The sequence below is a fragment of the Endozoicomonas elysicola genome, assembly GCF_000710775.1.
In the GTDB taxonomy this organism is placed as follows: Bacteria; Pseudomonadota; Gammaproteobacteria; order Pseudomonadales; family Endozoicomonadaceae; genus Endozoicomonas; species Endozoicomonas elysicola.
Genome location: NZ_JOJP01000001.1, coordinates 4780769 through 4802753, shown reverse-complemented (window position 1 = coordinate 4802753; position 21985 = coordinate 4780769). Strand labels below are relative to the sequence as shown.

At 46.7% G+C, this 21985-nt stretch carries 17 protein-coding genes; 4 read left to right on the top strand and 13 right to left on the bottom strand.

What is annotated here, in order from left to right; translation table 11 throughout:
• Nucleotides 1-191 precede the first annotated feature (191 nt).
• The 10 genes from plsB to GV64_RS20195 all read right to left on the bottom strand — a co-directional run bounded on the left by plsB (nt 192) and on the right by GV64_RS20195 (nt 12177).
• Nucleotides 192-2693, bottom strand: coding sequence for a glycerol-3-phosphate 1-O-acyltransferase PlsB (gene plsB / locus GV64_RS20240; RefSeq protein WP_051087792.1), 2502 nt, complete (start codon nt 2691-2693; stop codon nt 192-194).
• A gap of 253 nt (nt 2694-2946) precedes the next feature.
• On the bottom strand, nt 2947-4116 hold the full coding sequence (locus GV64_RS20235; protein ID WP_020581609.1) for a hypothetical protein: 1170 nt from the start codon (nt 4114-4116) through the stop codon (nt 2947-2949).
• Nucleotides 4117-4248: 132 nt separating this feature from the next.
• Nucleotides 4249-5196, bottom strand: a complete 948-nt coding sequence (locus tag GV64_RS20230; protein ID WP_020581608.1) for a nucleoside hydrolase — start codon at nt 5194-5196, stop codon at nt 4249-4251.
• 168 nt (nt 5197-5364) lie between these two features.
• Complete coding sequence (locus GV64_RS20225) at nt 5365-5781, bottom strand: hypothetical protein (RefSeq protein WP_020581607.1); 417 nt, start codon at nt 5779-5781, stop codon at nt 5365-5367.
• 11 nt (nt 5782-5792) lie between these two features.
• A complete protein-coding gene (dapE, locus tag GV64_RS20220) occupies nt 5793-6947 on the bottom strand; it encodes a succinyl-diaminopimelate desuccinylase (RefSeq protein WP_020581606.1) in 1155 nt (384 codons plus the stop codon).
• 47 nt (nt 6948-6994) lie between these two features.
• On the bottom strand, nt 6995-8062 hold the full coding sequence (locus GV64_RS20215) for a beta-N-acetylglucosaminidase domain-containing protein (RefSeq protein ID WP_020581605.1): 1068 nt from the start codon (nt 8060-8062) through the stop codon (nt 6995-6997).
• Nucleotides 8063-8126: 64 nt separating this feature from the next.
• The gene (nth, locus tag GV64_RS20210; protein WP_020581604.1) at nt 8127-8759 is read right to left on the bottom strand and encodes an endonuclease III; all 633 of its coding nucleotides are present in this window, start codon (nt 8757-8759) and stop codon (nt 8127-8129) included.
• A gap of 29 nt (nt 8760-8788) precedes the next feature.
• Entirely contained in the window at nt 8789-9421 is a 633-nt protein-coding gene (locus GV64_RS20205) for a LysE family translocator (protein WP_020581603.1), read from the bottom strand.
• An 88-nt stretch (nt 9422-9509) separates the two neighbouring features.
• Nucleotides 9510-11225 (bottom strand): sensor domain-containing diguanylate cyclase, encoded by a 1716-nt coding sequence (locus tag GV64_RS20200; protein ID WP_020581602.1) that lies wholly within the window; start codon nt 11223-11225, stop codon nt 9510-9512.
• 175 nt (nt 11226-11400) lie between these two features.
• Nucleotides 11401-12177: a DUF3943 domain-containing protein gene (locus tag GV64_RS20195; RefSeq protein ID WP_236632972.1), complete on the bottom strand. Its 777-nt coding sequence runs from the start codon at nt 12175-12177 to the stop codon at nt 11401-11403.
• A 349-nt stretch (nt 12178-12526) separates the two neighbouring features.
• Here GV64_RS20195 and GV64_RS20190 point away from each other — a divergent pair, with 349 nt between their 5' ends.
• Both GV64_RS20190 and trpB read left to right on the top strand, forming a co-directional pair.
• Nucleotides 12527-13282, top strand: a complete 756-nt coding sequence (locus GV64_RS20190; protein WP_020581600.1) for a hypothetical protein — start codon at nt 12527-12529, stop codon at nt 13280-13282.
• Nucleotides 13283-13437: 155 nt separating this feature from the next.
• Nucleotides 13438-14643: a tryptophan synthase subunit beta gene (trpB, locus tag GV64_RS20185; protein WP_020581599.1), complete on the top strand. Its 1206-nt coding sequence runs from the start codon at nt 13438-13440 to the stop codon at nt 14641-14643.
• Nucleotides 14644-14690: 47 nt separating this feature from the next.
• On the opposite strand, the gene GV64_RS20180 is transcribed toward trpB, so the two are convergent.
• The 3 genes from GV64_RS20180 to GV64_RS24030 form a co-directional block, all read right to left on the bottom strand.
• Complete coding sequence (locus tag GV64_RS20180; protein ID WP_020581598.1) at nt 14691-16166, bottom strand: SMP-30/gluconolactonase/LRE family protein; 1476 nt, start codon at nt 16164-16166, stop codon at nt 14691-14693.
• Nucleotides 16167-16268: 102 nt separating this feature from the next.
• Nucleotides 16269-18458, bottom strand: a complete 2190-nt coding sequence (locus tag GV64_RS20175) for a molybdopterin-dependent oxidoreductase (protein WP_033402796.1) — start codon at nt 18456-18458, stop codon at nt 16269-16271.
• Between the two features lie 105 nt (nt 18459-18563).
• Nucleotides 18564-19181, bottom strand: coding sequence for a TetR/AcrR family transcriptional regulator (locus GV64_RS24030; RefSeq protein WP_020581596.1), 618 nt, complete (start codon nt 19179-19181; stop codon nt 18564-18566).
• 168 nt (nt 19182-19349) lie between these two features.
• Here GV64_RS24030 and GV64_RS20165 point away from each other — a divergent pair, with 168 nt between their 5' ends.
• Both GV64_RS20165 and GV64_RS24025 read left to right on the top strand, forming a co-directional pair.
• Nucleotides 19350-21428, top strand: a complete 2079-nt coding sequence (locus GV64_RS20165; RefSeq protein WP_020581595.1) for a TonB-dependent receptor plug domain-containing protein — start codon at nt 19350-19352, stop codon at nt 21426-21428.
• 31 nt (nt 21429-21459) lie between these two features.
• Nucleotides 21460-21981 carry a YfiR family protein gene (locus GV64_RS24025; RefSeq protein WP_020581594.1) on the top strand — a complete coding sequence of 174 codons (522 nt, stop codon included), beginning with the start codon at nt 21460-21462 and terminating at the stop codon, nt 21979-21981.
• Nucleotides 21982-21985 lie beyond the last annotated feature (4 nt).

Here is a 21985-nt window from a genome sequence, read left to right as displayed (position 1 = left end):
GCCGCTGATGCCCTGCGCCTTTATGCCCTTAGGGTATTGTCTGGGTGCTTTTATGGCCAACTGGTAACGCCCCAGGAAGACAAGAGGAAAGAGTCACTTTATTGTTGGATAAAGGCTATTCAGGATGAAATCAGACGGAAGATTCAACCAGCATTACTTGATTAAATAATGCTGGTTGAGAGTTACTGGGCTTAAGAGGTTGTATCGTGATCTCTGGCGTTGTTACTGACACCATAACGACTGGTCTGATCAATGCTGTGTCGTATTTCGGTAGTCAGCAGGAAGTGGGCCTGATCGGCAATCTTCTGGATGTTGTCACCGTAAACCAGTTTATTGGTCTGTGTGATTTCCAGAACACCATGATCTCCCATCTGGGCAATGAAGCTCCTGAACAGTGATTTATCAAAAAACTCAGGGGCGTTCAGACCATGAATAATTGACAATCTCTGTGCGAGAACACCACTTTGGTGCTCAAGGGCTTCTGCTTCAATATTACCGCTGCCGTTGCGCAGCAGCAGGCTGATAACCATGTAGAAGCGTTCCAGTGTCTGCACAATAGAGCGGGACATCACATTCAGCATGATGTATTCAGAAGTGGATGGGTCTGGCTGGAAGAAACACACGTCTCCATTATCATCATTGCCTTGAGTTATCAGACCTTCCTCTACAAGACAATCCAGCCACTTCTGGACAACGGCCAGAGCCTCATGCTGAGTCCATTGCAGGAAAAGTTCAGCCTGCAGGTAGGGATAGAGAATCGCACTGATGCGCAGAATCTCTTTTCTTGTAATGCTGGGACTGTTGACAAAGAAGCAACTGATCAGTGAAGGGATGGCAAAAATGTGAAGAACATTGTTGCGATAGTACGTCATTGAAATGGCTGTCTTCTCATCCATGCTGATAATATCGCCCAGTGCATCTGTCTTTCTCTGGACCAGCTGCAAATTTTCCACATAGTGGATCATGCTGCGGGCATCCAGATCAGTCATGGCCGTCCGGTCACTGTAAGGTGCCATAGACAGTAGTCGTGTATAGCCATCCAGCTGGCGAATCAGTTCCTCTTCACCCAGTGCATGTCTTGGAGAAGAGAGAAGGGCAATAGCGACCAGGTTGACAGGGTTGATTACGGCAGCGGAATTGATTCTGCCGGCCAGCATATCACCCAGGTTAGAGGTAGTTTTAACCAGCCATTCAGGCTTATCTTCCCTGCGGACACTGTCTTTCCAGTGTGGAACCTCTTTATTCAGGAAAGAACCAAGGTCAACAGGCTCGCCAAAGGTAATCCAAGCTTTACCAAACTCATTTCTCAGGGCTGCCAGTGTGCGTACGATGTCCATCGGGGACTCGCTTTTCTTGGTTTCGCCACGAAGCTCACCAAGATAGCTGGCCATTTCCAGCAGCTTTTCATAACCGATGTATACCGGAACAAAAGCCAGAGGCTTTCGATTATCACGCAGGAAGCTGCGTACGGTAATGGAGAGCATGCCGGTTTTAGGTGCCAGTGTTCGACCCGTTCTGGAACGGCCACCTTCGATGAAGTATTCGGTGGCAAAACCCTTGCTGGTCAGTGTGTACATGTATTCATGAAATACAGTGCTGTAGAGAGGGTTACCCCTGAAGGTGCGACGCATAAAGAAAGCGCCACTCTTGCGCAGAATGGTTCCTACTACCAGCATGTTCAAATTGATGCCAGCCGCAATGTGGGGTGGTGGTAATCCCTCATAGAATAGTACATAGGAAAGAAGCAGGTAATCGATATGGCTTCGATGGCAGGGCACATAAACAATCGTATGGCTCTGCGCCAGCTCCTTCAATGGCTCGATATGATTGACCTTTACGCCGCTGTAAAGCTTGTTCCAGAACCAGGTCAGGATAATATCCAGGAATCGGATGACTGGCATTGAGAAATCAGAAGCGATTTCATTGGCGTATTTACGCGCTTTTGCCTCAGCCTCAACCAGAGTGATTTCCTGGGCTGCAGCTTCTGCGGCAATGGCTGTTTGGATTCTGGGCGTATGAATCAGGCTATTGACCAGCATGCGACGATGGGAGAGGTCTGGCCCAAGAACCGAGGCTTTTTTCTGACGAAAATGAACCCGGAGAATCCGGTTTACCTTGCGAACACTGCGAGCATGATTTTGACTATCACCAATGATTTCCTGAAGTGACAATGCCGGGCTGAAGTAAACCATGGTCTGTCGACCGTGAAGCAGCGTCGCCATAAACTTGCGGAAACGGCCACCAAGACTGAAGTTCCAGTCAAACAACAGTTTAAAGGCTGACTGCTCTTTCTCGGGTGAACGTCCCCAGAGGATGGTGACTGGGACCAGCTGTACATCCTGATGATGTTCTTCCACCTGGCGAACCAGTTGCGCCAGAAGTTCCGGTGGTTCCGGGCGCTCCCTTTGCAGGATCAGGCCTTCATACTGGCTCAGAAAGAAGTGAGCCTTGCTTTGTGGGTGTTCTGGGTCAATAGGTTTATAGGGTCTTGGCAGGTTTGCTTTTATGCATTCACCTTCAAGCACCATGAGGTCTGTCAGAGAGCGCTGGTGTATAACATAAACAACCGGTTTGCCGGGCTGCAAATGCAGGGCTTCGGGGTTATTGTTTTCAACCGTGGTACGAACCCACGTAGAAAGGAGTTTTCTCAAGCTATGGAAAACATAGCGATTCAGGGTAATGGGTTTCAGCATGGAACTGGCTCTTGGCCTGCATCCGTCAGTAAAGGAGACAAGAATCGTTCAGAAGACTGGTCCGATGAACCCGTAGCAGGCCTCTGGCTTAAGAGTAAAACAACGACTCTCAAGTCTGTGATGAATTAGCCGGACATTCTAGCCTGATTGTACTTTGTTGCGCAAAATTTACTGGATTAAAGAGTACTCTTTGTTGGAGGCATTAGCTCGGTATGAGTTTGTGCAGCAGATCAGGAAGTTCACAACATGCTTGTTAGGGGGCGTCACCTCGTCTAAAACATGCACATTTCAAAGTAGCATCAGCGAGATTGTTTGCGGCCTTGCATATCCGTTGTCTTATCGACAAATTTGTTTGGCCGGGAGGGGGCAGGGTTTGCGAAACAAATTCAGGAGGAGTGATGGATTCACTGTGTTTTGGACTGCCAAGAGGTGGTGCGTAAAACCAGAAGAGATTCCGAAAGCATTCAAGTCGTTCAGTCAGTGCTTCGAGAGCTTCAGGAAGAAGCTCCTGGACCATGGGTATGAGATTGTTGTAAAAACTCTCAAATTCTACTTCAAATGTGGAAGGCGGTATTGGAGGTTTTTTAAGGTGGTCTTGCAAATGGGTATTGCTTACCGGAAATGTCATGTCATTATCTAAAGCTTCTATTAGAGGGATGCCTTCTTTATCAAAGGAAATCATTAAGTTTGTCAGTGTTCCTCTATCTCCTTGGCCGGTAATGTAATCATTGAATCGTATATTTCTCCATTGGAGTTCTAGTTGTTGAAACTCAGTAAATGCGAGATTGAGGCTGTTGTGCATAATGTTTTGAAACCGTGAGTCAGTGTAGGCATTTTGCATATGTTTAAGTTTTTCAAGTAGTTGGTTGCTTATTCCTAAAGCTGTGGCAGATTTATCAAAATACCCTTGTTCTATCAGCCAAGTATGAACAGTTTGTCCATTAATTCTTCTCATGAATAAGCCTGGTTTCTCATCAGTAATAGCAATGCCACATTCAGGGAAGTGTCTATCTATCTTTAGAGCTTTGGCGCAGTGCCAACTCAGGATGTTTCTTATGGTTATTTGTAAGTGGCCTGTCTTGGTTAGTGGATAACTGACGCAGGATGGACTGCCGACTTTATACTCTTCTATATTCTTGGGTTCTTCAAACTTAACTATTGAAGGTTGGTAATATGTAGTAATTATTCCTTGGGGTGTATTTTTAACACATTTAATAGTATGAGGTGTTTGAAAATGCATTAAGGTATTAAAGTTACCTTTGAAAAATACTCCAGAAGTTACTCCATGAACTACCCGGATGTTATATTCAGACAAAGACTTTTTTTGATACTGTCTGCCATCAATTGATATGTGGCTATTTAATTCAAGGTACTCTAAGTTTGCCTCATGTGGAGGTTCGTCTATAGGTACCTGTCTCATCATATTACTTTGGACTAGCAAATAACGGATTCCTATAGTTTTCTTTTATAAAAGATGATATCGATATTTAACCATTTTTAGGAACCTAAAAATGCATAAGAGAAACTAATATAGAACCATAGTTAAACACTATAGTCAGTAACAAGCTATTCGATCTTTGATAAGATCAACAAATCCTATCCTATTGATAGTGGTCATAACTTCTGCGTTACAGGGTTTACCCGATAGCTTGCCGTAATAATCAATAACACTTGCCCCCAGACAGTAGCCATTAAATGTTTCAACCATTATATAGGCTGGTTCTATGGTGAATAAATCCGGTGCAAGTAGCCAGGCAATGGTACAGGGGTCATGCAGGTGGGCACCTTCTTTTGAATATCCCTTCTGTACAATATGCTGGAGATAGTAGCTCAGCATATCGGCGGTGGCTATACTTACAGGGCTTTCCAGTTTTCGTATCTGCTCAATCTCATCTTCGAATATCAATGCCTGATAAGTTACATCGAGCCCAGACATCACGATGGGAGTGCCTGACTGAAAGACAATATCTGCGGCAACAGGGTCTGTATGAAAGTTGAACTCAGCGACAGGTGATACGTTCCCAAAGGTTCCACCACCCATGAGTACAATACGTTCAATTTTTGCGTGCAGGGATGGCCAGCCAATTAAAAAGGTAGCAACGTTCGTTAGAGGCCCTGTGGCAATGAGCGTCACCTTATCTTCAGACTGACGAAGTAAATCAGCAATCAGCTCTACTGCGGATAGAGCCTCTACAGCAAGCGCTGGCTCAGGCAGGGTAGCTCCATCCAGACCGCTTTCACCCATAATATCTGAAACAGGGGTTATTTTATTGCTGAGTGGTTTCCTGGCTCCGGCTGCAACACGAGGAGTCATACCTGCCAGGGTAAGAATTCGTAGAGTATTAAAGACGGTCTTATCCAGTGTCTGATTACCTGCACAGACGGTAACTCCCAGCAGGTTAAGCTCCTTGCTTTTGCCAAGCATCAGCAGGGCGAGGGCATCATCATGGCCTGGATCACAATCAATAATAACAGGGTGTGGCATGGCTAGATCTTCAAGCAATAATGTGCTCTACAAACAGACTTTCTTCATGGCTTGAAGGTAATTAAAGATCATTATGTGAGTGATGCAATAATTTAAGCAGGGGGGGATTTCAGGCAGTCTTGGTAGACTTTCTATAAAAATGATGTGTAGGGGAATGGTATGGAAAGCAGCTTTGCTGCTTTCCATTTATGAAGCGTTAGGCCATTTGATCAGGCTTTCCTGCCCATTTTCATCGAGTTGCCACCACTCGTCCATATCGGCACCTTCCTGCCAGGGGCCGGAGTTACAGCGGACTGTGCTGTGACAATACGCCTGAAGGCTTTTAGCGCACTGGGTATCGTCCTGCCAAAGCGTGCCAGTGGTTTTAAACCAGATGCTGGTCCAGGCTTTGCCCACGGCCTTTTCAACAATCATGACCGGAATCCTTTTGCCCTGGAAGGTGACTTCCAGATCATGAACCACGTTGCCACTGTTTAAGGTCGCAACGTTATCAAAAGTATCGCTCAGCCAGCCGGTAATAGTCTCCAGAGAGGTGTTCTTGGCATAAACTTCGATATCATCAACTTCAGTACTGTCGGTTTTAGGTTGATCAGTAGTGCTCATTTTTTAAAACGTCATTTGTCGGCTAGCAAGTGCCTAAGTATACCCTTATAGATTTCCTGCAGGGTATCAAGATCTTCAGCCTTAACACATTCATTCACTTTATGGATGGTGGCATTAACAGGACCAAGCTCTACGACCTGTGCACCCGTTGGTGCAATGAAGCGGCCATCAGACGTACCACCGGATGTGGACAGCTCCGTTGTCATTCCGGTGACGTCAAGAATGGCCTTTTGAGTTGCGTTTACCAATGCACCTGGGTGAGTTAAAAACGGCTGGCCACTCAGGTGCCAGTCAATATCGTATTCCAGCTGATGATTATCCAGAATAGTCTTAACTCTCTTCTGAAGTTGCTCTGCTGTGACTTCAGAAGAGAACCGGAAGTTGAAATTCACCTGGCACTCTCCGGGAATGACATTGCTGGCACCGGTTCCAGCATGAATCTGCCAGATCTGAAAGCTGGTGGGAGGAAAGAATTCATTGCCTTCATCCCAGGTCTCTCCAGTCAGGTCAGCAATGGCCAGTGCCACTTCATGCACCGGATTTCGAGCAAGGTGAGGGTATGCCACATGGCCCTGAATGCCCTTAATGGTCAGGTGGCCATGGAGTGAGCCTCTGCGGCCATTTTTAACCACATCACCAACAACATGGGTACTGGAAGGCTCACCAATCAGGCACCAGTCGATTTTTTCCTTTCGTGCTTCAAGATGCTCAATAACTTTTACTGTGCCATTTTTGGCCGGACCTTCTTCATCACTGGTGATCAGAAAGGCAATTGACCCTTTGTGATCAGAGTGATCCGCCAGAAAGTCTTCGCAAGCCGTAACCATAGCGGCCAGGCTACCTTTCATATCCGCAGCGCCACGGCCGTGAAGCATTCCATCAATCACAGCAGGCTGAAAAGGCGGGTTGTCCCACTTTTCTACCGGTCCGGTTGGCACGACGTCAGTGTGGCCGGCAAATGCCAGAACCGGGCTTTGATCACCCTTGCGCAGCCAGATGTTTTCAACCTCCCCAAAACGGAGTCGCTCAACCTTGAACCCAAGAGGCTCAAGACGGCTTATCATCAGCTCCTGACAACCCTCATCTTCAGGGGTGATGGAAGTACGTCTAATCAAGTCCATTGCTAATTCGAGGGTTTTTGATGTCATTTTCAGAAAGTCTGTCATTTATTGTTCTGGTGAGAGTTCAGTTGAACCACATTGGAATAGGCAGTTTAGCATTTATCGTCAGTGACTGGTTGCTTAAGCCAGCTGAGAATTTCTCTGGTGAACGGTAACTCTATTTCGGAATGGAATTCTGAAAAAGTCTTTACCAGCCGTTTGCGGGTAAAGTCTGAAAAGTTCCGTGTTCCTTCTTCGGTAAAATAGAGCAGGTTATCGTCTATAGCTGCAGCCAGTTCTGCACCACAAAGCTCTGAGACTACTTGCTTGAAGCTGGCATGACCATCGAATTGACCTTTTTGCTGGTATAGGTTCGATAGTGTTGCCAGAGGAATCATGGAGAGCCTGGGCTGAATCATCGGGTTGACGGCATGCCCGCTGCACCATTCACTGATTTGCCATGGGCGTCCAGTAAAAGTGTAGAGTCGGAGGCGGCTCTTTAGCCAGTCTGTATCATTAACCGGATAGTTATCCCAGAGGAATGGTTTGCGCTGGAAGTGGTCAGACATCTCTTCCAGGCCGGCCTGATCATAACCCAGGGAGATAACATGGTCACCGGTCCAGAAAATATCAAAGCGGGGGTCGAGGTACTGCCCAAGATCTGACCAATAATTTTCTGGCATGGTGCCATAAACTCTCTGCAGTAATGGGTCTTTTGAGTAGTAAGTACCTACTATTATAATTTGCTCTGCGTTGCTTTCTCCGGCAATAAACTCAGCAATATCAGCTTGTGTTCTTGCCAGGTTATCAATCTCATTGCTGAAGTCGTCGAAGAGGATGCACAGTATTTCCGGGCTGAGTTGATTAATGCTGGAGATTTTCTCTTTCAGTTGCTGGCGGTTTTTCTTATTCAACGCTTGAACGTTGAAAGGTGTGAGTCCAACACCAAACCGAACGTTTTTTCCCCTGATCCCTGACCTTAAAGCTTTAAGGGCATTGAACTCGGTTTCTGGCCAGGCGTGATTCCACTGCTCTCGAAGGTATGGATCATTTTTCGGGGCATAGATATAAAAGTCGAAGCCTTTTTGGGCACAGAAGTTGGCATAGGCATCCCTTGCTTCCCAAGACCACAGGTTGTCTTGATCATAGAGACCTTCGATTACGCCATACCTGAATGCCATTTGCGGATATTTCCCTGTTTACATGAAGTTCAATTGACAGCTAAACCAGAGGTTAAACCATAGCCTAAGATGTCTTCTGTTTGTACTCACAAAGGTCTTCAATAATACAGCTGCCACACTGGGGTTTTCTGGCTTTGCAAACATAACGACCATGAAGGATAAGCCAGTGATGGGCATCCATCAGAAACTCTTTGGGAACGAGCCTTACAAGTCGCTTCTCAACCTCCAACACATCTTTTCCCGGTGCGATACCGGTTCGATTGGATACCCGGAAGATATGAGTGTCTACCGCCATGGTTGGTTGATTAAAGGCGGTATTTAAAACGACATTGGCTGTTTTTCTGCCAACACCGGGCAGAGCTTCCAGGTCATTCCGGTTATCCGGAACAATACTGTTGTGCTTTTCAATCAGAAGCTGACAGGTCTTAATGACATTTTCTGCCTTGGCGTTAAACAGTCCAATGGTTTTTATATACTCTTTCAGGCCATCAACACCCAGAGCCAGAATTGCCTCCGGCGTATTGGCAACCGGGTAGAGTTTATCTGTGGCTTTGTTTACCCCCACATCCGTTGCCTGCGCAGAGAGTATAACGGCCACAAGAAGCTCAAAAGGCGTGCTGTAATTAAGCTCTGTCGTTGGGTTTGGGTTTGCGTCCCTGAGCCGGGTGAATATCTGTGTACGTTTTTCCTTATTCATCCTTTGACCAGTAATAAGATGTATAAAAATTAGCTTGCGATTATTTTAATGCCAAAGAGGGTGAAGAGTCCCCCTGTTAGGTAATCAATCAGATTAACTGATTTCTGATAGAGCGTTTGGGCAGAGGTTGTAGAAAATACACAGGCTAAAAACAGATGCCATAGCAGGGTGATGCTACCCATGATAGACACACAGAGTATGGTGATTGGCCATGATGGGTCTTTGGGCATGGCAACAGAAAAGAGGCTGATGACAAACAATCCGGTTTTGGGATTTACAATGCTGGTAAAAAAGGCAAGCCTGATAAGGTGCCAGGGGGACTTGAGGTTCTCCCGCTCAGCAATATCGTAAGGTTGTTTACTACCTTGTTTAAGGGTGCTGTAGATCTTCGAAAGTCCCAGGTACAGCAAATAGCTGCCACCCAGCAGCTTCAGCAGACCAAATAACCATGGAAAGGTCTGCAGTATGATCAGGACGCCCGATGCCCCCATGATTCCCCACAGAATAACCGCAGCAGTTACACCCGCAGCAGAGCCAATAGCTAGCAGACGGTTATAGCGAAGAGCGGTATTCATGGTAAGCAATACATTGGCGCCCGGGGTACAGCACGCCAGTGTCCAGATGAAAGCCACTTGAAGGGCGGTCTCAAGGTAAAGACTCATGGGGTTGTTCTGTGCAGAAATATGAGGAAAGGGAATTATGCACAGCAAAGTTGCAGGTAAAAAGCTTTTTCTGACGAGGTGTTGTGTATCAACTCTCGTCAGAAGGAAGTGCTGGTGGAGCACTTTCCGGGTTGCTGATAACGGCTCTATTACGTCCCTGCTCTTTGGCCTGATAAAGAGCATTGTCAGCCTCTTTCAGAAGCTGATCATGGTTGGTTTCAGCATTTAAGCGGGTTGCTATACCCATTGAAATGGTAATGTTACCCAGAGACTGACCATTAAACTGCATACCCTGGCCAGCAATCCGGGTGACCAGCATATTGCCCAGCTCCCTGGCAGTGTCCAGATCGGTATCGGGGCAGACAATGCATATTTCTTCACCACCATACCGGCAAACCAGGTCACCTTCCCGTACTGCCTGTTTTAATTCCATAGAGACCTGCTTCAGAACATAGTCACCGGCATCATGGCCAAAGGTGTCGTTGAAGCGCTTGAAGTGATCAAGGTCGATCATCATGACAGAGAGTGTTTCATTCTGGCTTTCAGCGCTATAAGTATGCTGCTCCAGAAAGTCCATCATATATCTTCTGTTGAAAAGGCCTGTCAGTGGGTCTCGTATAGCCTGCTGCCTGAGATCTTCACGCAGGCGCATATTGGCCAGTGCCAGACCTATCTGTTCTGCCATGGACTCAGCTTTTGATATATTGCTTTCCAGAGCCTGTTGGTCATCATAATTAAGGTGCAGGACACCCAGTGTTTCTCCTTGTGCAACTAGGGGAATGCAAACCTGGTACAGGTCGCTTTCCATACTGCTATGGCGGCAGCGAATTTCCAGACCATCTTCGTTGCTGAAGTGTGTATGTCCTTTTAGCAATGACCAGCAATCACTGGGCTCAAAACGGTCACTTCCCTGCCACTGCTCTCCCCACTGGGTAATAAGGTCCAGACGGTTTCTGGAAGATTTGATCAGTGTGATGGCACCGCTACGGCATCCTGGAAGTAAGTGATCTGCGATTGGGTGAACCACATTGGCAGCGCTGTCAATGGTCGTACAGGCTGACATCAGGCTGCCTAGCCGCTGCATCAAACTGAGTTCGTGGGTCCTTTCTTTGACTTCAGTTTTCAGTGATTCCCGCTCGCGCTTGGCCTGTTTATCGAGCATGGAGCTGAAGAAGCGGGTGATCATAATGACTACAAAAACACCCAGTAAACTGATGACGACTACCCAGACCCAGATCCACATCAATTCGTCGGTGAACAGATTCATGGCAACAGCCGTGCGTATCACATAAGTCTCACCAGCGTCGGAAATATGGCTTGCTGACTCATGGCCATGTTCACCACTGTGATCATGATCGCCAGGATTGACAATGCTTACCTTCAACGCGTAGTACATCAGGTCATACCCCTTGGTATGACTGTGTCGTGTTGATGAGCCTTGCCCATGCTCCAGTGCTGTTATTACTTCAGGGCGGGAAGCATGATTATCCATCTGGTCAAGATCATGTTGAGGTACTTGAGAGTCACCAATAACAACACCACTTTCATTAATGACAGTGACTCTGATATCTGCACTTACGCCTATATCAGTGGCAATTACATCAAAGTCAAAGTGATGGTCTCCGTGCAGCTCGATATCGTCTCGTAAAATACGTGAGGTTATCTCTGCAACCTGCTCCAGCTTGCTTTGATAACTCTCCAGCAGGATATTTTTAAAATGGAGCGTTAATAAGGTGAGGCTGGCAGTGAGCACCAGTGTCATCAGAATTGCCGGCATTGCCAGAGCTGCAGATTTACGAAACATGGCAACTTCCCTGTTAGCCATTGGTTGGGTCGGACCCAGTGAGTTTATTAACTTTTAATGGTTGTAACTCTTTTCATTATTGCAAAGAAATCGTGGTTTTGTGTTGCCAATTTTTTGGCAAAATAGGGCATTTTAGCCCTGTTTTTTGAGAAAAATTTGTTCGAATATCAGAGTGTTACATTCGGAAGGTCATGACCAGACCGAAGTAATTCCGGTCTTCATCCTGGTCCTGTACCTGATAAAAGGTTGGAGCAAATGCCAGACGGATATTAAAGTCTTCAACCACTGGCTGCTCGCGATCACCATTGATCCACTGGTCAATGCTGTCTACCGGATCCAGGAAGAACAGAGCTGTGGAGCCCAGACCCGAAGAGCCCCATACCAGGCCATCATTCTCTACAATCGAGCGCTTCTGCTTAAATGCCCACTCACCGTAGAGCCAGCCACCAACAGGCGTGACAATAATGTCCTGAATGGACGGCACTTCTGCGATGGCTTCAATACCGTATTCCCAGTAGAAGGTTGACATCAGGAAGGAATAAACAAATGAGTTCCACTGGTTATATCCGGATTCCCGGGCAACGATGTAGTAAACACCACCAAAGTAAGGGTGAGCAACGTAGTTCAGGAAAAAATCATCTTCATCCATAACCGGGCCTGAGCTGACATTGTCCCACCACTTTTTGTGGAACTGCTTAAGTTCTGATTTATCCCAGTTGGTGAACGACTCAGGCATAACAGCCAGAGCACCAATGACCCCGACACCTAAGCCAAACATCAATTTGGTCTGGCCCCATAAACGAGCCTGATCTTCTTTTGGGTTGTCATCAAACAGCGTCACGGCCCAAGGGGAGCGTTCTTCTTGTAGAGAAAACTCGAATTCGGTGTTTGGATCAGGCTCTGCTGCAACTTCATCTGCAGATGTATTGGCCTGAACAAAGCCTGATAGCATGATCAGGCTCGATAAGAAAACTGGCAAAACTCGGTTAAGCATCATCATTCATTAGTGAGGCGCTGGAGGTCGGTTGAATGCCGCCCTGAAAATCGGAATCCATTAAGGCAGGAGCCCTTTTGTTGGATGAAAGGCGAAGAGTCTATAGATTTTTCCGCTATTAATCGACTGGGATTTATCGTTATAACTAATCATATTTACCGGTGGTCGAATGATCGGGCACTTAGTTTTTAAATTGTCATAATTCTGACTTATATCTGAGGCTAAAGCGGAGGTTCATGAGCGCTTGGTGAGGCTACAAACCCTGACATGCTACATTGAAATAGAAAAGCAGTTATAGGGATGTATTGTGATTAATAAGCAGCTGTACCTGTTCGTAGTCACAGGATTGTTAATCGTCGGTGGGGCCTTTTCCACAACAAGGGCATTAGCCGCTCCTCTTCCCGCTCATGAGAGCGTTCCGTCAATCCAATATTGGAATATTATTGCTGATCATCTGGCTAAAAGCCTGATCTCCAGGGGACGCCTGGGGGAAAACACCATTTATGTTGATAAAAAACATACTGCTCTGGATGTTACTCGATACCTTGAAAAACAATTATCTATGTCATTGAAAAAGTCTGGGGCTAGTGTGTCTGCTCCGAACATCGCGCGCTATGTTATTGAGTTGGATGTTGAGATAAATGAGCGATCGGATGGCCATGGAACCACATACGCTGAGGGTGGTGACATTGATCAGTTATGGAGAATACAGGAACTTGACCCTGTCTATTCCGGGCAGTATGCCCATTATCAAATGGTGCCACTGGCAATGGATTCGCAGGGCTCTATAAATCCTCTTGCTGGCTCAGATACAGAAATAATAATAACTGCCCGAATCATGGAAAGAGGTTGGATTCGCATATCGCAAAACTATGCATTCTATTTTACCGCTGAAAGTCTGAGGCCAGCTCGTAAACCCAGTCATGAAAAAAAGCTAAAGGCTGAAAATGATTTTGAAATTGATGCGTTCAGGGAGTTTCAGAATCATCACAGAGTGTTTCTGGATTATCAAAACAAGCTGGATGCTGATGCTCAACAGCTGATTGACCGTTATCAGTTCTGATACTGTCATTTTTGCTTTCGGACCGGGTTATTAGTGTCATAAAGAGGTGTGAATTAATCTGGGACATTGGTTTTAAAAAATGGCATCCTGCTGCCTGCAAAGTCCTGAGGATATTCAGGGATAACAACGACAATGTCAGTCAGCAGGTGAGCGACATGAGTACAAAGTTTGAATTTGCACCAATGCCGGACGACACCGGTCATTTTGGCAGCTATGGTGGTTCGATGGTTCCTCCCCCTCTGGAAAAAGCCATAGCAGAAGTGACCATTGCTTATGAATCCATTCGACAAGACCCTGCCTTTCGAAAAGAGCTCCATACGCTCTACAAACATTATGTTGGAAGACCCAGTCCGATTTTTTTTGCTAAACGGCTTTCTGATGCCATTGGTGGTGCAAAAATCTATCTCAAACGTGAAGATCTGAATCACACTGGTGCTCATAAGATCAACCATGCCATTGGTGAAGCTCTGCTGGCCAAATACATGGGTAAGAAGAAAGTGGTTGCTGAAACGGGAGCCGGACAACACGGTGTCGCCATGGCAACAGCCTGTGCCCTGGTAGGAATCGAATGTGAGATTCACATGGGGCAGATTGATATTGAAAAAGAAGCGCCCAATGTAACTCGAATGAAAGTACTGGGATGTAAGGTGGTTCCCGTAACTTTTGGTACCCGCACCTTGAAAGACGCGGTAGACAGTGCATTTGAGGCTTACCTTGCCGACCCGGAAAATCAGCTCTATGCCATTGGCTCAGTGGTTGGTCCTCATCCTTTCCCCATGATGGTACGGGACTTTCAGCAGATTATTGGTGAAGAAGCCAGAGATCAGTTTCAGGAAATGGAAGGGCGACTGCCAGACTACGTGATGGCCTGTGTCGGAGGTGGCAGTAATGCTATTGGTCTCTTTACTGCTTTTCTGAATGATCCAAAGGTCAATATTGTCGGTGTTGAGCCTGCCGGTAAGGGGCTTGATACCAGTGAGCATGCAGCCACGATGACTCTGGGCAAACCGGGTGCTATTCACGGTTTCAAATGCTATGTGTTGCAGGATGAGGAAGGTGAGCCTTTACCCGTTCACTCTATTGCATCAGGCCTTGATTACCCTGGTGTTGGTCCTCAGCACAGCTATCTGAAAGATATTGGTCGCGTGGAATACCAAAGTGCTACCGATCAGGAATGCCTTGATGCATTTATGACCCTGTCGCGAAAAGAAGGTATTATTCCTGCGCTGGAAAGTGCTCATGCTGTTGCTTATGCCATGAAACTGGCTAAACAGTTATCACCAGAACAGAGTATTCTGGTAAACCTGAGTGGCAGGGGAGATAAGGATCTGGATTTTGTTGTTGAGAAACTGGGATTGTAATCCTTTGAATAACCAGAGCCTTTCAGGCTCTGGTTGATATGGTTTAATTATTTTTTACTGTCAATGGCTGCGACAACCCCTGTTCTGATCCCCACATAAGCGGCCCCATTGGGACCTAAGACAACGGGGGCTGTAACACTGGATAAGGTGTCTGCAATGCCTCCACTACCTGTACCGATGAGACGGTCAAACTTCTCTTCACCTGTATCAAAATCCACAGCAGTCAGATACCAGCCACCCAAACGATCTTTATCATTCTGCTTTTTGAAGGTGTAGAAATAGAGTATGCCATTATCAGTAGACAGAATTGGCAGGGATTGAGAGAGAAGCTCGGAGTTCCAGGTCACATCACAGCCGCTGCGATCCTTCCGTACATCAATACGCATGACGCCCGGAGAGGTTTCCAGGGCATTACCGGAATAAACATGTCCATAGTCGTTTTGTACAACCATGGCATTACCATATACCAGGATGGAGTTTTCAGTCGCACTTTCTCCAGGCTTGAACAGAGGAACTTTGCATACTTCCCGATTTCCCTCAATGTCAGAATTGCGACGATAAACCATCAGGTGAGTTGAGGGAGAACCATCATCAGCAATGGTGACCAGATCATCACCAATCAGCGTTGGTGAGGTGCCCGAGCCAAAAGAAAGGGTACCTGGCTTCTGTGCTTCTCCCCGGTCATAGGGCATGCGCCAGCTCCAGTAGGGTTTGCCACTTTCAGTATCAATCTTGAATTGATAAAGGGCGTGGGTTGAAACGATGTAGACACCTTCTTGATCCACTGCAAAGGAGTTTTGAATAACCTCGTCGTCACCTTCCATTTTGTAGGTATGGAATTCTCCGGTCTTTTGATCCCGGTAACCGGTATAGCCGTTACTGGTAACAAACCAGAGGTTTCCTTCCCAATCCGGCATGACATCATGGATATTACTGCCTTCAGGCAAAATGCCACTGATGTCATATTCTTCAGCGACGACCCATTCAGGTTGCTTGCCTGACTCATCCAGCTCCAGAATTTTGATGGTTTTGTCTGCTGGCGCGAGAATAGGGCGGTCTTTGTGATCAAGGTGAAAATAACCACCACCACTGTTGTCCCCAGAGGTTTTCATAGGCATATCGTATTGGGCGATGGTTTCCAATGTATCGGGATCCAGAAGATGCAGCTCCACGCCGGTCAGTTTGATGCTGACGGTAATCAGGCGGCCTTTTGCGTCAAAGGCAATATTTGGCGCAACGCCAACAATAGAGCTGAAGTTGCGATGAATGGCTCTGGTGTTTTCTCCTAGCGGGCCTGGGTAATCTGTGATGTTTCGATTGTAAGATCCGCCATGCATACTGCTGCGCTGGGATTCAGCCAGCCAGGGGTGATCCGGCTGCAATGCGCTCGGCATTGGTTGAGCTATCGCCGGTGAACCCAGTTCGGCAGGTACATCATTTTCGGTTGCTTTTAAATAGGAGAATGTTGAGATAGCTGTGAATGCAGCAATGCCCAAAGCAATTTTTGTTTTAGAGAACTTCATAATGCTTTCTTCTTTTTTGTTTTAATTTTTTGCCATTACAGTGCGCAAAAAGCTCGCAAAAGAAAACCTTTGTGCACTTTGTGAACTCTGTTGTTCATTTACTCAGGCCGTGGCCAACCTGGTGACTTCGACTTTCACTGGAATTCCATGAACCACAGCATTACCGGTCAGCTCATCGATCACTTTTTCATTGGTGATGTCATTCAAGCTGACACCAGCATGGGCTTCAGCAACAGTGATTCGGGTACCTGGCCGGTTATGTCCCCAGGCATGAGGCATACAGACGACACCAGGCATAATGTTTTCAGTGATCTCTACGGGAAGTTCAATGGAACCAACAACAGAGCTAACGGATACTGTACTTTCCTGAGTGATCCCCCGGGTTGCAGCGTCTTCCGGGTGGATCAGTAAATGGCATACCGATTTTCCTTTAACCAGTCGATGACTGTTGTGCATCCAGCCCAGAGTACGGCTGGTAAGCCGACTGATAATCATCAGGTCGTATTCGGAGCTGTCTTTGGAGGAGCCCTGTTTCAGTGGGGCAATAAACCGAGCTTTCAGTCTGGGTAAATCACTGACCAGAATCTCCGGGGCAAGATCAATTTTCTTATCTTTGGTAAACAGTCGCTCGGGCAGGCAGCGCTCAAGGTCTCCCAGGAATACGCCACCAGGGTTATCTTTAAGTTTCTGCAGTGTCAGTGCATCTTTCTTAAATGGATTAAGGCCTGGCCCATAAGGGCCAAAACGAAGGCCAAGATCAATGATCCTTTCCGGAGTAATGACTTTTTTGACCAGGCTTGTCGCGGTATTGACTAATGCTTTTGACAGTGGGTTTTTAGCCCTTAACACGAGGATTCTGGAAAAGAGCTCACGCAGGATTTCGAAGTCGGTATAGCCCTCGCCTTCCGGCTTAAACAAGCGAGGTGAATATTTTGCCCAATTGATGGTGTCGTACAAATGGTAATACATGTCGTAGTGACTTTTTTCAAAAGGGCCGACAGGTGGCAGAATGACATCGGCATGCTGGGTAGTTTCATTCAGATAAGGGTCGACGGACACCATGAAGTCCAGTTGATCAAACGCATCCTCAAGTCCTTTGCCATTGGCCATGGAGAGAGCAGGGTTGCCACCAATGGCAATCAGTCCTCTTATTTGGCCTTCCCCTGGTGTGGTGATTTCTTCGGCCAGTACGCACAGAGGTAGCTCACTGCTGAATTCCGGGCGACTGCTGACACGACTGCGGTAGCGATCCCAGCTACTTTCTGAAAGTGAGAGTGAGTCGATTGCCGTGTTTGGGAACATCATACCGCCGGGCTCATCCATATTGCCGGTGATGATATTGACAACCTGCATCAGCCATTGGCAAAGGCCGCCAAACTCCACCATGGAGACTCCCGTTCGGCCATAACAGATAGCTGACTCTGCCGTGGCAAACTCTAAGGCAATACGCTCGATAACCTCTACCGGTATACCCGTGACTTCTGAGATATCATTTATCTCGAAATCATCGAATAGATTTTTGGTGACTTCCCAGCCTTTTATATGAGAACCAAGCCTACCTGGTGTCGCCAGACCTTTGGCAAAGATAGTTTTGATAAGTCCTATCAGAAACAAAGCATCAGTGTTGGGGCGAATAAAGTGGTGTTCGCTGACGTGAGATGCGGACTCATTCCTCCGAGGATCAATGAGTACAGTCTTGCCACCACGCTTGTGGATATCAACAAATTTGCGCTGTGGGTTGGCACCGGTGGACATCATGGCACCATTCGAAACTCTTGGATTGGTGCCCAGCATTAAGTAGTAGTGGGTACGATTGATATCGGGCACGGTGCCGAAAAACTGGTGTCCCAGCATAAAATGCCAGACAAAGTTGTGAGGCATTTGGTCAACCGTTGAGCCGGTATAGATATTTTTTGAGCCGAGAATTTTTCTCAGTGGCGCTACGCCCAGAAGTGCTCCCACGTTATGGGCAGTACTGCGACCACAATAGGAGCCGACAGCATCTTTACCGTATTGACTCTGGGTTTTAACCATTTGTTCAGCAGCGTAATCAAGCGCTTCTTCCCAGGAGACTTCCTGCCACTCACCATTAATTTTACGAAGCGGGCGCTTGAGGCGATCGGGGTCAGTATGAACATCCTGCAATCCGGTAGCTTTTGCACAAATATTGCCTTCGCTAAGGACGTCATTCGGATCACCCTTGATGGAAAGGATTTTGTCCCCTTCATACTCAACGGCGATACCACACATGGTTTCGCACAGATGACAGGTACGATAATGAGTGCTGCTCATGACTGCTGGTCTCTTATTGCTTTTATAGGCAGCAGGTATCTGCTGATTAATCACTTGTTATTAATCAGGGATCATAAGCATCTTGGTTTATTTAATCAAATGTTATTAAGTTTGAGGCTCAGGTTGGGAAATAATGTCCACAATACTTTGCACCAGTGTCTGGTGAAAAAACTGTCGGCTAACTTCTTCTTCTGTATAGAAATAACGGGCAAGGCCATGAATCAGCAGGCAGTCGATCAGGGCGAATCGGGCATGGATTGACTGCTCAGAGATATCTTTCACAAAAGGCGCCAGCAGCGATTGTATACGCTTGGCTTCCGCTCGAAGCTCAGGTCGCTGCAGACGCAGCTGGCTGTATTGTTCTGAAACCATTAGTTGACTGTGAATCTTTAAAAATTCTCTACCTCCGGACTCTGGGCTCAACTTCTCGGCCAAAGGTGCCACAATGACATCCACTGCCTGATGCAGGGTCCACTGTTCCTCTTTCTGTAGTTTATCTATGAGGGTGGAGCGGTATTCAGCGATTACCCCGGAATGCTTGTTCAACACGGCATTAATCAGTCCTGCCTTATCCTTGAAGTGGTATTGCAGGGCGCTCCGGTTTTTGACGCCAGAGGCTTTTAGAACATCAAACAGACTGGTGCTTTCCAAGCCTTTCTCGGCAAACAGCCTTTCTGCTGCATCAACCAGCTTCTGACGAGTGAGTTGGGTATCTTTGCGCAAGGGAAAACATCCTTATCTGACTTCGAGGTCATTCTCTAACAGGTGAAAGCTATGAACAAGGTTATGGATCAGAGATTATGGCCGACTCTTATGCAAGATAACCTTATTTTTTGAGATGCCACAAAGGCATAAAACTGAAAACTTGGTGAACTTTCCAGGGAGCGGAATGTGAAACCTCAGGTAACTTCAGCGCTGCTGGCAGCGACTTTAACTTTCTCAGCCCCTTCGCTACTGGCTGAACTGGTAACAGACGATTTTTCCAGTGATGAGCTTTCCAATGAAGAGCTGCTGTCGCTGAGCCTTGAAGAGGTGATGACGTTGGAGGTCACCTCGGTATCAAGAAAAAAGCAGAGATTGATGGACTCAGCAGCTGCCGTTTATGTGGTTACTCAGGAAGATATTCGGCGCTCAGGGGCGAAAACCATTCCAGATGCCCTGAGGATGGTTCCCGGCGTTCAGGTTGCCCAGATGAACAGTAATACCTGGTCAATCAGTGCCCGGGGGTTTAATTATGTTTTTGCCAATAAACTGTTGGTCATGATGGATGGTAGAACCTTATATACCCCAGAGTTTGGAGGAGTAAACTGGGATGTTCAGGATACTCTTATGGAGGATATTGATCGGATAGAAGTAATCAGAGGCCCTGGGGCTGCATTATGGGGAGCCAATGCAGTCAATGGTGTTATCAATATTATTACCAAAGCTGCCAATGAGACTCAGGGAAGCCTTTTAACGCTTGGGGCAGGCAGCGAAGAAAAGCTCTATGGTAGTTTCAGGCATGGAGGGCATCTCTCGGAAGGTGCTCATTATCGGGCCTTTTTCAAGACATTTAAGAGAGATGGTCTGGCTAACTCCGATGGCAGTGATGCTGAGGATGACTGGGAGATCAGTCGTGCTGGTTTTCGAGTGGATTGGGAAAAGGATTCAGAAAATCAGATTACGCTGGATGGGGCTGTTTTTGATGGGAAAACCCGTTCCCCTTTATTCATTTTCGATAGAGACATACCTGCCAAGGTGATGTTAACCGACAAGGTCAAAACCCAGAGAGGTGCGCATCTAATCGGCAGCTGGCAGCGATCAACAAGTGACAAAGGCGATTTTACCCTTAAGGGATACTACGACCATTACAAGAACACTGATTATCGTATCAGCGCTGATCGAGACACGATCGATCTGGAAACTCAGCACCGGTATCAGTGGCTGGAAAATCAGGAGTTGATATGGGGGCTGGGGTACCGATCAAGTTGGTACAACCTCAGCAATATGAATTATGTTGTTGTGGATACTGAGAAGTCCGTAGAGCGTTTGTACAGTGCATTTATTCAGGATGAAATAGAATTGAGTCCTGACTGGCATTTGACGTTGAGTTCACGTTTGGAGCATCACACCTCAACGGGTTATGAGTTTCAGCCTAATGCTAGTGTTGCTTGGAAGGTCAATGACCAAACAACGGCGTGGGCGAAAATATCCAGAGCGGTGAGAACTCCTTCCATTTCGGAAAGACGGGCAGAAGTGGACGGGGTCTATATGGTTGATACCCCACCGCTTCCTAATAATACTTATTTGAGAATCAACAGGAATCCAGAACTGGAGGCTGAAAAACTAACTGCATTTGAGTTTGGTGTTCGCCGAAGGGTCAACGGTTCTTTAAGTGTTGATGTTGCAACATTTATAAATCGCTACAAAGACCTGCACAGTCTGGCAAATAGCGTAAGCTGCCCAGCGTCAGCACCAATTAATGGAGGAGGCCTTTGTCAGCCAGCAATCCCCACATATTTCTTGCTCCCGGTAGGATTGACCAATGGCCTTGATGCCATCACTTATGGCCTGGAAGTGGTGATGGATTGGGATGTTCTTGACTGGTGGCGCATCAAGACAGATGTTGCCTGGTTACAGGTGGATGCCAGTCGTCGTGATGAACTGGAATACAGTCGGCAGACTGAGGCGTTGGTGGAAAGTCTGAGTGCAGAGTACACAGGAAACCTTCGTTCAATGATGGATCTTCCTAATAACTGGTCTTTCGATACATGGATTCGTTACATGGGAGAGAATAGAAGCGCAGGAACTGATGCTTATACCAGCCTTGATATTCGCCTTGCACATAAATTCAACGAAGAATTGGAGCTTTCCCTGATCGGTAAAAATCTTTTTGACCCAACAAGGCTGGAATTTAATGAGAACTTCACAGGGATTTCTGCAACTGAAGTTCAAGAGTCTTGGTACGCTCAGATCCAGTGGAACTTTTAGGTCCGCGGTAATATAGGCAAGGAAGCCGGGAATGACCTTGAGATCCTGTTGGTATCGCTACTGTTTAGCTCTGTTGCTGCTATCAGAGCTAGCCATGTCGGCTCCCAAAGTAGAGGAGGAGCGGATTAAAGCAGTCGTGGCCTATAAAATCACCCACTTTGTAGTTTGGCCTGATAAGCCAAGCATACTGAAACTCTGCACTCTGGGTTCCAGTCAGCTGTCGGAAATGCTGGGAGGCGTTGTTAAGCAGGCAGGGAAAGAGAATAAAATTTTGGTAAATACCCTGAAATTGGGTTCAGATTATACAAACCACTGTGATGCGCTTTATATCCGGGATCTTGATGAAAGTGATGTTAGAGTGGTATTAAGAAGTCTGAAGGAATGGCCAGTTCTGACTATTGGTGACAGCGAAGAGTTTGCTCGTGATGGTGGAATGGTTGGTCTTTATACCGAAGACGGTAAAGTACGTTTTACCGTCAATATCAAAGCAGTTAAGCAGGCAGGGTTACTGGTTAAGTCTCAGTTACTGAACCTTGCCAAGGTCATCCAGTAACTGA